The sequence below is a fragment of the Paenibacillus sp. FSL W8-0439 genome (genome assembly GCF_038008995.1).
Lineage (GTDB): Bacteria > Bacillota > Bacilli > Paenibacillales > Paenibacillaceae > Paenibacillus > Paenibacillus polymyxa.
This window is the reverse complement of the sequence record NZ_JBBPAK010000001.1, coordinates 2765640-2782587: the sequence shown is the minus strand read 5'-3', so window position 1 is coordinate 2782587 and position 16948 is coordinate 2765640. Positions and strand designations below refer to the sequence as shown.

Here is a 16948-nt window from a genome sequence, read left to right as displayed (position 1 = left end):
TCCATTGAGGTATGTAGTCTCCAGATCGCAAATCGTCGCTAAAACCTTGGTCAGTAGATTTCCAAGTCACTATGTCGTGGGGAACGATTACTAATCTTTAATATATAGTTTGTTTTAACCGCCATGAGTTAAACTTACCTTTACTGGATGATCAGAATGGTTCTTCATACAAAGTTTAACATGACCCCAGCCTTTAGGGGCACTAAATGCTTCTCTTACTGTTGCACTTCCCCCGATTTTTGAGAAATTATCTTGTTTCCATTAGTTTTATTTTCTGAAGCTGCACCTGTACCTACAACACCTACCATAGCTAAAGTTAAAATCGAGAACAAATTATCGATTACAATATAGTAGGTCCTTACTGCTCCGAAAGGATTAAGTTCCTTTAACCTTGATGTCTTCTCCTTACTTGGTCGCCGTGTATCACTATATCCTCTTCCAAATAGTTGCACTACATAACTCTTCCCTGGCTTAATGTAGCTGCAAAGTCTCATTATTTAGTGTGTGATAACTTACCAGTAAATACATCAAATGTTTAGAATGATCTCTATAATACCCTGATTGAGCAATGTCTGTTTTAAAAACGTTCAATTATACTGGTTACGTCTATTCCATATTGGTTAGCCGCTATCCAAATATTCAATAATCGAACAATTCTATCTTCTTGATTGCATCTATCGACGCATCAATATATCCAACATATTTCAAAGGGGAGAGTCCCACATTGAGCTTTTACTGTACGTTCCTCGCTCCAGACTTTGAGGGGTTTGGAGATCGCAGGTGGTCTTATCTTGAGGTGCTCGGCGACCTCCCCGATTATAGCGGCCCCCTGTGACAGCCTTTACAGGATGTTTCTGCGAGGCTGAGTGTATGGCAACCAATTAAGCATCTCCTTAATTAATCATATACTTAAAAGTACAACGCATTGTGTGGTGTGGTCGTGTCAATCTGCATAGAATGGACATTGACTCAAAGACCTAAGGATCACGGTGCCCACCTTGCCTATATGAAGATAAAATCCTTATGAAATGGATTAGAAGAGATTCTAACTTATAGTTAGTAAATAATTATATGCCCGATCGGGGAATAGCCATTTTAATTTGTCTCCCACTGAATAATACTGCCCATTACTTCAATGAAAAAAGCAGCCCCTCTTGAACTGCCCTACTGCTAGTCACTTCAACAATAGGGTGAGTTCATTCATGGGCTACCTTATTTACCAAGTAGCTATTCAGCGTTTTTTAAGAATTCAAGCTCTTTGACAATACCCGGAAATAATTTATCTAGATTGTAAAATACCAGCAATAAGATTTGCAGGAGAGCCAAGATAATTGGAACGTAGATAAACATGAAATGAATAGACGCTAGCGCAGTAGCACTGATTGTAGCTTGTCCACCAGCATATCCTCCCAATGCCAGCCCCCAACCGATAAGTGCCGCTCCCAAACCGCCTCCCGCTTTTGTGCCGAAACTACCCGCACTGTACACCAGTCCTTCGGTGCGCATCCCTGTCTTCCATTCGCCATACTCAATGGTATCTGCCAACATGGCAAAGAAGGTTCCGAGAATAGCGGCATGTCCAAGCGCTTTAATAACGAGTCCCAGACAGACCGCCATCAGACTTGTGGGACTGACGGCAATGACAAGCGACCCGACAATAAGGAGGATACTTCCGATAATGGAGGAATTTCGTTTACCGATCCGCTTGACGATGGGGGGCAATAGCATATAACCAAGCAGGGAAGGAAGCAGTAAGGATATGCCGAGCACTCCAATCAGATTGGCGTCTTTTAACACATAACGTGCGTAGTAAATATTCATACCTGTGCCCAGTGCGTTATTTATAAAATAGACCACAGCAAACCCAAGGATCAATTTCCAATACTTATTACGCATCAGCGCTCCAAAAGCGCGTCCAAACGGAATTGGCTTTTGTACAACAGATGGAGTAACCCTTTCTTTGGTACTGAAGAAGGTAACAAGAAATAAGAAGGTTCCGAGCAAGCCAAATATAATAAAGGTGAAAATCCACCCTTTTTGACCGCCGCCGAATGACTTCACTAACGGGAGGGTGAAATAATTAATTAGCAAGGCACCAATATTCGCCAGACTCATACGAAAAATATTAAGCAGAGAACGCTGGTAAGAATCCTGCGTTATCATGGAATTAAGCACACCATAAGGGACATTAATGCTGGAATAAATAAAGTTCATCAGCAGATAGGTAACGTAAATGTATAGAATAGTGATCGTCATATTTCCACTTGGAACCGTGAACAAGAGAATTCCAGACAATGCAAATGGCCCGGACATCCACAGTAACCAAGGACGTGCCTTCCCGTGTCTGCTCTTCGTTTTATCGATCAAAGCCCCAATCGCGACATCAATAAACGCATCCAGTACGCGTGCAACTAGCATTAAAGTACCAATGACCCCAGCGCTGATCCCGATTACATCTGTGTAAAAGTAGGACAGAAAAGTCATTGCGGCGGCAAACAGCAACTGGCTGGCAAAATCACCGAATCCATAACCAATTTTTTCTTTCAGCGTAATAATTGAACCGGTTTGCACTGAAGCCTCATTTCCCCTTACAACAATATCGCTTGAACTTCTCATGCTCATGCTCCTTTTCCCTTGTTATTCTCTACAATTCAAGGTTATTAAGAAAACGTTTTCTTAATTATCAAAAATACAAGCTGAAATACTCTGAATCCAGCCGATTATTGGTAAAAACAACTATGTTCGTCCAAAAAATACTAGAAAACGTTTTCCGGAGTTGATTATACTCTCCTTATAAACCAAGGTCAAGCGCTTTCTTTACTCTAGAATCTTTGTTAAACTCAATAAACAATTCAATAAACTGATATAATAAATTCAATCCACTTTGAGAACCTATTTTCTAAATAAATACTTGCTTGAAAGTCGGTGTGTACAATGAAAATGACTATAAAAGATGTGGCTCGAATGGCCAACGTCTCCATTTCTACAGTTTCCAGAGTGATCAATAATAGCCAGACGGTCAACAGTGAAATACGCAAACGAGTTCTGGATGTTCTTGAAGCCACTCAATTCCGTCCAAATGCCATAGCACGGACATTGGTAAAGAATAATACATCTTTGATTGGGGTACTTCTGCCCGCGATTAAAAACAACGTTTTTGATGACATGGTTGAAGGCATCAATCAAGTAGCGCATCTATACGGCTTTGATGTCATAATCGCCTTGTCAGGGGGAGACGCGGACTCTGAATTACACTATTACAATATGTTCCGTGAAATGCAGGCGAGCGGAATTATTATATCGGTAAGCGGAATCCGGGATGCGCTATTCGCACTCATTGAAGCGGCGGGAATTCCCTGCATCCTTGTCGGACGGGATTTCCGAGACCAAACCATTCCTTCCGTGCATGTTGACAACATAACGGCTGCTTTTGAAGCGGTAACTTATCTAATACAGCAGGGTCATCAGGATATCGCGATGCTGCAGGGACCAGCGGGGGATATTTCAGTGAGCAATCAGCGTTTTTTGGGCTATGAACAGGCATTGAAGGCCGCTCACCTGCCAGTACGCCCCGAACGTGTGTTGGAAAGCGGCTTTTCAGTTGAAGATGGCATAACCTCTATGAGAAAACTTTATCATTCAGGCCCACTGCCTAGTGCGGTGTTCTGCGCAACGGACCGAGTTGCCATAGGCGCTATGAACTTTCTGGCTGAAAATGGGGTGAAAATACCTGAACAGGTCTCTTTCTTCGGATTTGACGACATTGACATGGCTACAATAATCCGGCCTAAATTGTCAACTGTCCGATATTCAGCATCCGAACTTGGCATGGTCGCCGCCCGCAATCTCATTAAGCTTATTAGAGGAGAAGAATTGGCGGCTGTCCACTGGTCCATATCTCATCAGTTAGAAATTCGGGACAGCAGTACAAAACTTGGAGTATCCTAACCTTTGATGCTCCTACGGGTTGCGGGAAATGCTAAACCGGCAGGGGTGGTCTTTTCAGCGAATCCAACGCCGAATAATGGAAACGTTCTCTTGCAGACTTTTTCGCAAAAGGGCATGATTGGAGATACGCAGAAACCAGGCTCGGTTTAAAATTGGCTATCATGTAGATGGGCATTTCCGGGGAAAGTCGCTATTGCCAGACTCGCTCGTATTCAATTTTCTTTTCGATAGCAGTCAGATTAACTATCAATAAGAAAAGGTTGCTTTCTAAGTCAATACAAGGACTCAGAAAGCAACCTTTTCTTCGAGTTATTAAGCTTGCCAAATATCTTTCAATTTCCAGTATGTCAACTCATTTACTAGAGCCTCTCCGCCCTCCGTTACGAGTTCTATGCCTAGCAGTTTTTCACTCGAATAGATGCGACTTGTCATCGTAGCTTGCCCTTCATTAGCAAATATTTCAATGGATGAGCGATCCAGATATACATGTAACGTCAGTTGCCCCTCTGCACTTAAGGCTGTTTGACGTACTCCATCCGTCTTTTTGCCTGATTTAGAACAATCAAGCATAAGTTTCTGACCCGGGATAGAATAAGTGATAACCGTTTCCTCCTCACCTGTACCGCGAAGCTTCAAGCCTACCAGATCTGCACTTGACTTCGTCAGGTCGAACACGACCTTCACTTCAAGCAGATCCGCTTCAACTTCCGTCAAGTAACTTCCAGAAATAGCGCAATATTGGTGCAAAACATGTTCGCTTTGACGAAGCAACTTCATTTCCTCTACTGGGTTCATCAGCAATTTATTATTGGCACCCAGCGTAATTACACGTGGGATCGTCAATGCTCCGGACCAGCCGTCTGCTTTCGTCGGCATATCCGATTCCCACATATCCATCCAACCAATCGCAATGCGGCGACCTTGATCATCTAGAAAAGTTTGAACCGCATAGAAGTCATGACCATTATCCAACTCGATGAACTCTCCATGTTTATATTCATTACTATCATAATTATATTCGCCAACATAATATCCCGTCTGGAACAAATTATTGTACTTATCTCCTTGCGCATCAATGCCTTGCGGGGAGAACATAAATATATGCTTACCGTTCAGTTCAAAGAAATCAGGGCACTCCCACATGAAGCCCATATTCTTATCTCCCTGCAGAAGCACACCATGATAGGTCCAAGTTCTAAGATCAGGAGATGTATATAGAATAACACGCGGCAGATCTTCTTTCGTGCTGTTACCTAGGATCATGTACCATGTATCCTCATGCTTCCATACCTTCGGATCACGGAAATGCTGTGAGCTATCTGTTGGAGGTTCAGCGATTACGGGATTCTGCCCTAGTTTTGTAAAATGAATGCCATCTGTACTTACTGCCACATTTTGATTTTGGAAAAAGATATTGTTTGGTTGATCAATATAGTGATGGCCAGTATAGATTAATGTCAATTCGCCGTTATTATCTACTGCGCTTCCTGAGAAGCAGCCATCAAGGTCACATGCATCTCCAGGCGCTAATGCAATCGGACAATGCTCCCAGTGTACAAGGTCTTTACTCTTCACGTGACCCCAATGCATTGGACCCCAGTTCTCATCATAAGGATGATGCTGATAGAAGGCGTGATATTCACCTTTAAATTGGATTAATCCATTGGGGTCGTTAATCCAGTTTGCTGGTGCCATAATATGATAACCTAACCGGTACCGCTTGTTCATTTTTGCTTCTGCCTGTTTCAATGCTTCCTCAGCTTGCTTCGTATTGTTATTATATGTGTTCATTTGTCTTCCTCCTATGCTGTTTCAATATGCTTGTTAGGCTTGGGATCCAGATTTTTCGGTTCTTTCTTTAAGGTAAAGATTGAGATTGTTGTAAAGACAAATACGAATACACCCATAATCACGTACGTATTTGCAAAACCTCTAATGTCATAAGACATACCGGCGATTGGCGAGAAGATCGAAGCTCCTACCTGACTCATAAACTGGAATCCCACCAGATACAAGATCGAAGACAGACGCGTATCGAAATTAGCAGCCAAGTACTTAAATACGGCAATCAGCATGATTGGCAGTTCGAATGCGTGAATCAATTTCATAGCTGAGATACCATAAGGTCCAATAACTAAGCCTGAACCCATGATCCGGAACGCCATCAAGAACCCTGCCAATATCAGACCCTTTTTTGCTCCAATTTTGTTGACAATGAAAGGCGCTAAAAACATCATGCCTGCTTCCAAGAACACTTGTAGGGAATTTAAGTAACCATAAACTTGATTGCCTAATGCAACCGTTGAGAACGTCGATGAAAAGTAATTTGGGAACTGTTGGTCATACACATTGTAAATACAGGTAACGCCAAGAACATATAAAATGAAGAACCATAAATTCTTATTTGCAAACAAATATCCGATTTGCTTAAAGTTAACAGATTCTGCTTGCTCCACCTCGGAATCTGTCATCTCAACTTTAATTGTCATCATAATGATAAACAGAATGACAGCAGATACTGATGCAATCCAGAAGTTAATGTTAGGGTTGATATTGAAGAGCTGACCAGCGAAAAATGTTGCTGCTGCCCAACCTAGCGAGCCCCACATACGAGATTTCCCGTATTCAAATTCATATTTTCGGCTGATTTTCTCGACATAAGATTCGATTGCTCCGATCCCTGCCAAAAAAGAAATACCCAGGTATAATCCACCTACAATGGCGCCGAGAAATACATTGTATTGAAGTAACGGCCCATAGATAAAGATATAGAAAGGACCAACAAATAAGAGCAAAGAACTGATGAGAAATAAAATATGCTTCTTCAATCCGATTTTATCAGATATATAGCCATAAAGCGGTTGCATACATAGCGCAAAGATAGCGTTTACAGTAAAGATAACACCTGTTTCAGCACCATTCAGACTGATTTCTTGCCCTAGCCAGATGGAGAACAATGAATAACTTGCTGACCAAGTAAAGAAGAAAAAGAAGAAATAGGCACTTAGTTTCCAGTACATGCTCTTTGACTTTCTCATATCGAACGCTCCTCTTAGTTGAACATTTAATGTAAATGAAAGCACTTTCGTATTTACAGACTGATTATATGTCAACCGCTTTCATATGTCAACCGCTTGACATATTTTCGAAAGAAAAAGAGCTCTCCTCTTTGATTTCAATTACTCTAATAAGGATAGCTCCAATTTATATCACAATGCTAAAAACGTTGGAATTGTATTAAGCTGTACTAGCTTTAATAAGTTTCACTGGTAGATAGGTTTCTCGCGGGACATCACTGTATCCACCTTCAATTTCTTTAATAAGTAACTCTATGGAAGATCTCGCGATCTCCTGTATTGGTTGCTGAATTGTCGTTAATTCAGGGAGAAGATTGCGGGTTGTTTCTGTTCCGTCATACCCAATTACGCGGATATCTTCAGGAACCCGTTTTCCTCTTCTTCTTGCTTCAGCAATAAAAGACGCAGCCACCATGTCATTACTCGCGAACAATCCATCTACTTCAGGATGTTCATCGAGCAAGCGTTTAATCGGTTCATCGTGATTCTGTTGGTGAAAGGGATCATGTACTTCATAGGTAATTGCCTCTCGACTATACTGCTCCATCACATCTTCATATGCTTTTCTTCTTAAACTTGCTGGTGTTTCCAATTCAACAGGGCCATTTATGTGTAAGATATGCTTGCACCCCTTTTCAATAAGCAGCTCTGATGCCAGTTTTCCACCCATATAATTATCCGATCCTACAACTGGGATTGAATCGGATAGGAAACGGTCGATCGCAATGACTGCAATATTCTTCTGTTCATAATTTACGATACCTCGGTTGTGTGTACCGACGATAATACCGTCAACTTGATTTCGCATAAGCATATCTACATAAGACTCTTCTTTATCCAGCTGATTTAAGCTGTTACATAGCAACAGCTTATAGCCTAATGACGCACAAATATTCTCTATATGGAAAGTCAGCTCTCCGAAAAATGGGTTGCTCGTAGTTGGAATGATTAATCCAATCAGATTTGTCCGTTTAGTAAATAATGACCGAGCTACATCATTAGGAAAATAATTTAGCTCCTGCATCGCTTTATGAACTTGATCCTTCGTTTCTTGACTGATATAGCCACGATTATTAAGTACGCGAGAAACCGTAGTCGGTGAAACTCCAGCTAATTGTGCAACATCGTTAAGTTTTGGTTTCATTGATTCAACCTGCCTTCTCTCCATGCCAAGTCTCCAATTATTCTATTATTTTAACATTGTTAAACGTGAAAAAACATGTCTTCATCATTCCGCGCTGTATATGCAATGACATCATTTTAACCATTATTGTTCATCATATTTCAATAATATATGTTTCTGTCTCTCCTCGAGAATATTGTATACACTATGTAGTATGTATGAGGTGGTGAATAAACTTGGTTGAAATATCATCTAGAGAGTTATGGATAAATGTATCTATTAAAGTGTATACACCCCGATATTTTTCTCATTTTATATGGACTAATATGTGAATTTACCGTAGTGAAAAGAATCTCACATGTGATTTCGTAAAAGTCGTTGTCGCAGGACATTAGTAAACAAAAAAAACACCCCTCAGAAATCCTGGAATGAAGTATATCACATAATATAGTAACTTCCTCGTGGGGGTAAGTGTTACTGCAAAAGGGACAAAAAAACACACAATCCAAAATAAAGAACTCATCCTATCATAATAGCCGCTCCTAAATTTTTCAGGAGCGGCTACACGCTTAATTCAAATTGATTTTAAATCTATCCCCTGCATTGCCACCCAAAACGATCAAGCCACCTTTGGGCAGCACAACCGTTTTGTTATGGCTGGCAGTTGAAAAATCTACAACCGTTCCGTTTTCATCATAGACAGCGAACCCTCCACTTGTTGGAACATCAACGGTCATTGTTTTATGGGCTACGTTTTTATCTATTTTAAACCATGTGACTTGACCATTCGATGGTATGGTGTACACTGATTTCCCGCCCAGGACAGGTTTAATAGCATCCTCACTGATGTAGGACTGTCCATCTATGGTTAAATACTCTGAACCATCCTTGGTAGTAAAATTCAAATCAAATGCATCTCTTCCACTCATAACAGGAATCTCAACAGCATTAACGGCTTTATTCTCATCCACAATTTTAGTACCACTTGCGTATCCATCATGATCAACGGATATTTTTTTCGTTATAAATGATGGGGCCAAATAAAAAATAGAAGATATCTTTTCATCCAGGGTATAATAATTTTTCCCGTTTCTATGTTCCCATGCCTTTTTAACAGTAGTATTTAGAGGATTGGCATCCAGCTTTTGATATTCATAAGTCACCATAACCATTTGACCTAATCCCGGAAAGTTTACGTAGAAGTTAGCCTTAATATACGTTTTCCCATTTTTTTGTTTGTCAAAGCCTATGGCTACACTGCCATCACTGCTTTTGAATTCTCCATTGCCTGTATACACATATTTTTGCGCCGGGACTATTCCATCCAGAAAAGCTGGTAATTCAAGCTCTCCGTTTTTAATTTCTACATTGATGGTTGTACCCACAGTGCCATATAATCCAGAATAAGTAAGTAAATCAGATGGCATTTCCACTTTTACAGGAGGTTCAAAGGTTTTACCTGGTAGAATGCCTTTAATGATGCCCTTATCTTTTAGAAGCTCCAATAAAACATTAGAAGCAAAAATACTATCCAGGATGGAAGAACCTCCAGATGAAAGCACAGCCATAGAAATATGATGCTCTGGTATGGTGATCAAAGTAGAATGATACAAAACAGTATCCCCACCCTTGGACAACGCAGTTATTCCGTAATCACTAAACGGTGCCAACTGAACCGCATCCCAACCAAGTCCATAATTAAAGCTGTTTGTCTCTTCAGGCACCCATATTCCTTTTCGATATTCATGACTTTGCATGGACTTCGCCGATTGTGCAGATAAAATATCAGGCCTGTTCCCTGTTAATACCTCCGAAAACATAGCCACCTCTTCTGCGGTGGAGTATAAGCCCCCTGTCCCGATGACATTGGCATTTTCAACCGGTAAGGCCCCCTCAATCGCAGGAAAATAAGTTTTGGACAGCTGTTGTCTATCAAATTGATCGAGAGGTGTTTTGGTAGATTTCAAACCCAAAGGGGTATTTATATGCTTTGCCAGGAAATCGGTGTAACTTAGACCGCTCACCCGCTCAACCAATATTTCGAGCAATTGAAATCCATCATTGGTATATACGGAATATTCGCCAGGGTTTGATTTTAAAGTTTCTGATTGCAACCTTAGCAAGAGCTCATCATGATTTTTTGTATCATTGTCATTAAATAACATACTATTTTTTAAGTGGGCGCCGTAAAGGCCTGACGAATGATTTAACAGCATACGCGGTGTAATTTTTTTGTACCTTTCGTCGGCCATTGTAAAGTCCTTAATGTATGTTGTGAGCGGCTGATCAATATCTACCTTATGGGCATCCACCAGCATCATCGTTGCAGCAGCTACATACATTTTGCTTGTAGAGCCTATACCAAACATCGTATCTTTGGTGATCGGCTCGTTGGTTGCTTTATTCTTTACACCCACGCTATCCGATAATACGATGTTTCCATGGTCCATAATGGCATACTGCACACCGCTAGCACCATATTTGGATACCAGCTCTGAGGCCAGACTGCGAGCCTTTTCCTTGATGGGTTCAGGAGTGCCTTGAGCAAAAGTATTCGTCATTGGCAGCACAAAAAGCATAGCAGAAACGAACACAGCTATTATTTTCTTCATTCCATATTTCCTCCTCTTATAGCTTCATCAGACTTTATTACTGACCTGATCATACAACGAACGAGGGTTCTATAAAAAAAAACACCCTTAAACGTAAAAAACAATCCCTAAACAACATAATGTCTAAGGAATGTCCTTATAAAATGGTAATAAAACCATATTATCGAATACTTTATTTTTCGTTTCAATGGTCATGTTACCACCATATTTGTCACATATTCTAGATATATTGGTTAATCCAATACCATGAATATCCGGGTTTGATTTTTGACTATGCAAATGGGCCACTTCATTCTCCATTTGATTCAGAATATGAATGAAAAGCGCAGATTCATTAGAATGTATTTTAATAAGAATGAACCTGTCCTCAGCAATCTTGACCTTTTTAGATGCTTCTATGGCATTATCCAGCATATTCCCTAGAGCGACACATAAATCATAACGTTCAATATTTACTTTCTGTGAGTATAAGTTGAGCTGGGTATCTACCTTGATGCCATTGGCCTGAGCAATATTAAGACTATTTGTGACAAGAGCATCTATAACCAGATTACCAGTGTTAACCCTTTGATAGGCTCCTTCGATTTTATTTAATGTGATCTTAATATGTTCACTCGCCTCAGCTAATTCATTTCTCTTGATACATTCGTCAATATACAAAAACTGTTGATGTGTATCATGAATGATTCTTTTTATATTTTTGAAGCTGTGAACCGTTTTTTCGTAGTTAGCATCTTGGTAGTCCATCTGATGTTGTAGTTGAGCATTTTCATGCATTAACTGGAATTTTTCAATAACATTATCGAAGATGTATATAATAAAAACATTTAAAGAAATAAAGCCAATAATAGAGCCAAAATAATACATATTCTTTTCACTATAAACAGATAAAACATTAACCTGGTATATACTTATGATGGGAACGATTAAAAATAAAAAATAGTAACGATGCTGCAAAGGGAAGGTTCTGCGTTTGGCGAATAGCCGTATAATCTGAATGACAGCAAACATGATAATACAGCTGAGTAGCATAACCTTAGAAAATATCAAGTGATCCTGTCCACTCAAATGACTAAAGTTGCTAATCTTAACGGAGTCTACAGCATATAAAATATACAGGGATAAAAGATTAACGATGGTGATCAACACAGCATAAAGAATGGAAAAAATGATCTTTGTCTTTATTTCCACGGTATAAGACTGAGCCAAGCTAAATATGACAAATAACGCCAAAATAGAGGAAAACGTAGGGGGCAGATAGACAGTTAAATATAAGAAGTTCAACAACCCGAAAATAATGAAATACATCGTTCTGTTCGGCTTTCGACTGGACTTATCAAAAACCGAGTTGAAATAAAAATTGACCTGAAAGCACATCACCAGTACGACACATAGGTTAAGAAACAGGTAGTTATATGCCATCATATTAATGCATCTTCATAATCATAAATTTGGTATACAAATCTTTAACTTCTTTTATTTTAGAACGTCCAATAGGCAACTTTACATCATTTGACATCAGAACATCACCGCCAGCAAATTTTTTGACATGAATTAAATTTATAATAATCGAACGATGAATTTGCAAAAAATTATGTTCCTTTAATGCTGATGCATAATCAGAAAGAATCCCTTTGCTATCATAGGTTTGTGTAGAGGTTACAAAATGCAGCTTGTTTTTTATGGTCAAGCTTTTGGCCACTTCAATACTAATGATATCATCATATTTTAAAAGCACTTCCTCATAAGCTGACTTGATGATAACGAATTTTTTATCGAGAGCTTGAAAATATTGACACAGCTTTATTATTTTTTCCTCAAAGATATAGGGAGCAATCGGTTTTATTAAATATTGAAATGTAACTACGTCAAAACTTTCCACCATATATTCAGGGTAGCTCGTTAAAAAAACAATCTGTTCATCTAGGTGATTTAAACTCCTTATTTTTCGGGCGGTTTGAATTCCGTTCATGCCATTCATTTCAACATCCAATATTAAGATATGGAATGGAGACTCATGGTTTTGATAATGAGATACTAGTTGTTCTCCTGAGTCGAATAACTCAACTTTAAATTCTATATTTGTTTTGATTGATAAAGCGATCAGCATATTTTTAACAAGCTCTCTTTGCTTGTACTCATCATCGCAAATAGCCACTCTATACATAAATGCCCCCCTTTCCCATTACATGTTGCAAGGAAGTATAGTCTGAACAGTATACAATATTTTAATATTCTATACATAGCTTTTGGATAAAACGCAAATTCAAATCCCTTAAATGCGATTTATTGTGTGCTATTCGTTCTCTATGCTTAGGCGTTCCCTTTTTGCCATCAGGGCTTGCGTAGGTTGGTCGGTTTGCGGACGATGTCGCTGGAATGAGGTTTGCTGCTGTTTTGACTATTTTGACCCGTTGAATAAGAACACAACTTGTGATTTATTAGGAAGATAGGAATTGATGTATCAGGAGAACGACTTTCATACATAAGACTTATTGGAGGAATTTATGGATAATAAAAGGTATTTTTCAATTGGGGAAGTTTCTAGATTAAAAAATGTTACGATAAAAGCTTTACGTTATTATCATAATATTGGTTTGTTAATACCTGCATACACTAATCCCGAAAACGGTTATCGCTATTATACAATTAATCAATTCATCTATCTGGATATTATAAAAATTTGTAAGCAAAGTAATGTAAGTGTTAAAGAAATTAAAGCTTTATTTGCTAAAGCCGATACTAATTACCTTAAATTTTACTTGGAACAGAAAAATGAAGAAATTCATAAAGAAATCAAGAAATTAGAGCAACTTAATAAACAAATAGAAATATTAAAGACAGCTATCCATTCATCTGAAGATGAACTTATGAACAATGGATTTAATATTCAAACATTTAAAGACAGATACTTTTTAAGTTTACCTACTCAAGATGGAGAACTTAATGAGATTAAGTCATTCGATAAGTTAGATGAAAAATTAGGCGAATTGGCAGTCCAAACGTTTCAGTATGGATTAATTTATTCATGTCACCATGATAATTGGAAAATCAGTGATGTATTTCGTCTAATAACATCAGATGATTATAGATTGCTTAAAGATACCTTTAATGTATCTAAATTATCAAAAGGAGAATATTTAACTATTAATTGCACGGGAGATACTGAAATTGAAACATTTCAATTAGTAAAAGAATATTTGGAGAAAAACAGTTTGACGTGTAATAAGGTTTATATGTTTTATCTAGTGACAGATGTTTTTAATCAATATAATCATTTCTCTCAATTTCAAATTAGTCTAAAGCCCACCCTATAAATAAGGTGGGCTGACTTTTAGCTTATAGCTTGTATTCATAAATAAAATTTGTATTTTCGAGTTTGCCGTTAGGTAGATTAAATACAGTTACTTCTTCATCAAGACGGACAAATCCATTATGATCATAGAATCCATAGTTACTCATTGTATCTGTATACACATAAATTTTATTTGTTTTTGTATTTTTTAAGTAAGAGATGAGCTCATTAAATAATTGTTTCCCTACCTTTTTTCCTCTAGCTCCTTCAGAAACAGCAAAGAATTCTAAGCACCCCTGAAACTCATTTTCTTTTCCTCTAATTAACTTGCTGTATGCCTCATTAGTCATAGAGGTGAGTTCAACAAATACTTTTCGTTCGATGTCATTTAGATTTAAGAGTTGTAGCAATTCACTTATATAATCTTCTTGTAACAATCTATAAGATGTTATTTCACCAACTCTTGAACCAAAAATTACACCAATGACTTCTCCATCTAATGTAGCTACTCTTCCAAAAGTACTTTTATTTAATATTGGACTTATGAACATCATTGTAACTGCTGCATTTATTATGCCGTCATCCTCGATAAAATCCTTTGCGTTCCAGGTATCTGCGATAATAGATTTAATAGGTTCTATATCCTCTTTTCTAATGTCTCTAATATCTAAGTTCATTTTGACTTCCTCCTTTTAATCGATTAACTTACAAATTGAGTTTAATGTCTCCCCTAATGGGGAGAGTCAAGTATTTAATGCAGTGTCTTTTTCAACAGGGCTCACTTACAAGAATAGACGGCTAATAATTATGTTAGACTGGGAGAACCAAAAAATGCCGAACTCTATCACAAAGAGTTCGGCATTTTCAGGTGAAACTCATTGAACTATCGCCATTTAGTTTAGCGATTCCGTACAGTCTAAAACTTTATTATTTACAGACAATAAGGATGCCCCGATTGATCCAGAACTAAAGCTTTCATCTATGATATCACCTGTATAAAAGGGACTATTATGTTACCAACTGATCACGGAGCGATCTCTAAAAAACTTGCCGGTCGTTCCTACATCGCCCGTCGCCAGCCAAACAGCCGTATCAGCCCCTTGCTCAACCGATCTCGGAGCGTCGGCAGTGCCCATATCGGTACGAACCCATCCCGGACACATTGAATTTACCGTGATTTTGCTGCTGCTTAAGTCTGCTGACAGTTTTAACGTAAGCGTGTTCAGGGCAGTTTTGGACATACTGTATGCAAAATACCCGCCGCCCATACCATCATTTAAAGCTCCCATGCTGCTGGATACATTGACGATTCTGCCGTCTGCACTTTCTTGCATTAAAGGGATGAGCACTTGCGATAAGAGAAGTGGACCGTAGACATTCGTTTCCATTGTAGTTCGAACCGTTTCCAAATCGATATTTGTTGTATCCTTATTACCATCGATAGAGATGCCTGCATTATTAACCAGAATATCAACGACTCCGAATTGCTCCCGCATGTCGTAAGCCAACTTACGAATACTGGACTCGTTAGTCATATCAAGCTGATGAAAATGAACGTCAAGCCCTTCCTGCTTCAATTTGTCGCAGGCCGCCATCCCTTGGTCTTCTTTGCGAGCTGTCATGATGACAGTGACACCATGCTTGCCTAGCTGTTTGGCAATTTCAAACCCGATGCCCCGATTCGCTCCCGTAACGATTGCAATTTTTCTTCTCATACATATATCCTCCTCATTTTCATCTTCTTTAGATGTGTAAACCCGCTTACACCCTGAAGGTTAGGCAAAGTGGCAAGATACACAGGAGTTTTGATACCTTTTTCCGCTGATCTGAGCATTTTTCTGTTCGCCAGGCGATTCCGTAAAAACTAAACTGGTAAATCCACGTGCAAGCAATTCACTTGGCATTTGTAACTATAACTATTTCATTTTAATATTATCACCTCCTCGATTAATTTAATTGACGCATTGTGTATTGACACCTATCTTCTCACCGGCAAGGTGGGCAAGACCGACATATTAATCACTTAGCCGTCTTCAAGCATGAACTTGCCAATAGTTTCACTTACACCAATTAAAGTAATAATCATGGAGGCCTATATCTTTTATGTGCTTTTATTAAGCACAATTTATTCTAATAAAAAGTTGCATTTGATTCTGCAACTTAGTGTTAGCTATCCAGCTTTATTATTCTTTAAAAAATTGGACTCGATCCATTAATTGAGCAATCGTATAACTTCGCAAATACTCAATTGTCTTTAATTCAGCTTCCTGGAGAATCTTTTCAAGTTCAACATCTAACTGCTCAACATCTAAATTTTCTCCATCATCTCCGCAATCCACTTTAATTTCAGCATCATTCGAAATACTACTGATTGCTTCGTATATATCGCCTATTGTAATCTCTGCTGCAGATTTTTTTAAAAAATATCCACCCTCTCGTCCGCCTTTTGATTCAACAATGCCAGCATTGTTCAATGACTGCATAACTCTGCGAATAAAGGTGGCATGCGAATCGACTTGTCTCGCTATCAACGCACTGCTGATCATGCTACCACTTTTGGCTAGCCAAACAATGGCATGAATCGCTATTTTTAGACGAGGGGGACCAATGTGAACACCCCGAGACGCTGTACTCAATTTTCTCCCACCTTCTCATTTTAAAATGCAACCTATATAAGCACATTATACGTAATGAAACATCTATATACAAGGGAGGACTTAAATTTTAGCATTGGTTCTTGTTGCGTTGAGTAAAATCCCCGTATTTTTCGTACCAGGTTTTTAGATGTATAAGACGACTAACCCTCATGGACCTTCATTATCTTGTATCTAGCAACGCACGTTTATAAGAAGTAAGGCTTACCTACCATCGTATGATAGTGGGTAAGCCTCTG

General features: G+C 38.8%; 13 protein-coding genes. 2 read left to right on the top strand and 11 right to left on the bottom strand.

The annotated features are described in order from the left end of the window. Positions 1–215: 215 nt before the first annotated feature. Together MKX36_RS11870 and MKX36_RS11865 are read right to left on the bottom strand one after the other, a co-directional pair. Positions 216–452: a hypothetical protein gene (locus MKX36_RS11870; protein WP_045245380.1), complete on the bottom strand. Its 237-nt coding sequence runs from the start codon at positions 450–452 to the stop codon at positions 216–218. Between the two features lie 775 nt (positions 453–1227). After that, positions 1228–2616 (bottom strand): MFS transporter, encoded by a 1389-nt coding sequence (locus tag MKX36_RS11865; protein WP_019687289.1) that lies wholly within the window; start codon positions 2614–2616, stop codon positions 1228–1230. 318 nt (positions 2617–2934) lie between these two features. On the opposite strand from MKX36_RS11865, the gene MKX36_RS11860 reads away from it, so the two are divergent. Further along, positions 2935–3948: a LacI family DNA-binding transcriptional regulator gene (locus tag MKX36_RS11860; protein WP_080561166.1), complete on the top strand. Its 1014-nt coding sequence runs from the start codon at positions 2935–2937 to the stop codon at positions 3946–3948. Between the two features lie 312 nt (positions 3949–4260). Here the strand turns inward: MKX36_RS11860 and MKX36_RS11855 are convergent, their stop codons facing one another. The 6 genes from MKX36_RS11855 to MKX36_RS11830 form a co-directional block, all read right to left on the bottom strand. After that, positions 4261–5739, bottom strand: coding sequence for a glycoside hydrolase family 32 protein (locus tag MKX36_RS11855; RefSeq protein WP_019687286.1), 1479 nt, complete (start codon positions 5737–5739; stop codon positions 4261–4263). 11 nt (positions 5740–5750) lie between these two features. Continuing rightward, on the bottom strand, positions 5751–6986 hold the full coding sequence (locus tag MKX36_RS11850; RefSeq protein ID WP_340864730.1) for an MFS transporter: 1236 nt from the start codon (positions 6984–6986) through the stop codon (positions 5751–5753). Between the two features lie 199 nt (positions 6987–7185). Then, positions 7186–8169, bottom strand: a complete 984-nt coding sequence (locus tag MKX36_RS11845; RefSeq protein ID WP_025364896.1) for a LacI family DNA-binding transcriptional regulator — start codon at positions 8167–8169, stop codon at positions 7186–7188. 548 nt (positions 8170–8717) lie between these two features. Then, a complete protein-coding gene (locus MKX36_RS11840; RefSeq protein WP_340864729.1) occupies positions 8718–10760 on the bottom strand; it encodes a serine hydrolase domain-containing protein in 2043 nt (680 codons plus the stop codon). A 123-nt stretch (positions 10761–10883) separates the two neighbouring features. Next, the gene (locus tag MKX36_RS11835; protein WP_340864728.1) at positions 10884–12185 is read right to left on the bottom strand and encodes an ATP-binding protein; all 1302 of its coding nucleotides are present in this window, start codon (positions 12183–12185) and stop codon (positions 10884–10886) included. Between the two features lies 1 nt (position 12186). After that, positions 12187–12927: a LytR/AlgR family response regulator transcription factor gene (locus tag MKX36_RS11830; RefSeq protein WP_017426931.1), complete on the bottom strand. Its 741-nt coding sequence runs from the start codon at positions 12925–12927 to the stop codon at positions 12187–12189. 340 nt (positions 12928–13267) lie between these two features. Between MKX36_RS11830 and MKX36_RS11825 the strand changes: the two genes are divergently transcribed. Then, positions 13268–14077: a MerR family transcriptional regulator gene (locus MKX36_RS11825; RefSeq protein ID WP_016820922.1), complete on the top strand. Its 810-nt coding sequence runs from the start codon at positions 13268–13270 to the stop codon at positions 14075–14077. Positions 14078–14099: 22 nt separating this feature from the next. On the opposite strand, the gene MKX36_RS11820 is transcribed toward MKX36_RS11825, so the two are convergent. The 3 genes from MKX36_RS11820 to MKX36_RS11810 all read right to left on the bottom strand — a co-directional run bounded on the left by MKX36_RS11820 (position 14100) and on the right by MKX36_RS11810 (position 16691). Then, complete coding sequence (locus MKX36_RS11820; protein ID WP_340864727.1) at positions 14100–14732, bottom strand: GNAT family N-acetyltransferase; 633 nt, start codon at positions 14730–14732, stop codon at positions 14100–14102. Between the two features lie 336 nt (positions 14733–15068). Continuing rightward, a complete protein-coding gene (locus tag MKX36_RS11815) occupies positions 15069–15770 on the bottom strand; it encodes an SDR family oxidoreductase (protein WP_340864726.1) in 702 nt (233 codons plus the stop codon). A 468-nt stretch (positions 15771–16238) separates the two neighbouring features. Then, a complete protein-coding gene (locus MKX36_RS11810; protein WP_340864725.1) occupies positions 16239–16691 on the bottom strand; it encodes an RrF2 family transcriptional regulator in 453 nt (150 codons plus the stop codon). Positions 16692–16948 lie beyond the last annotated feature (257 nt).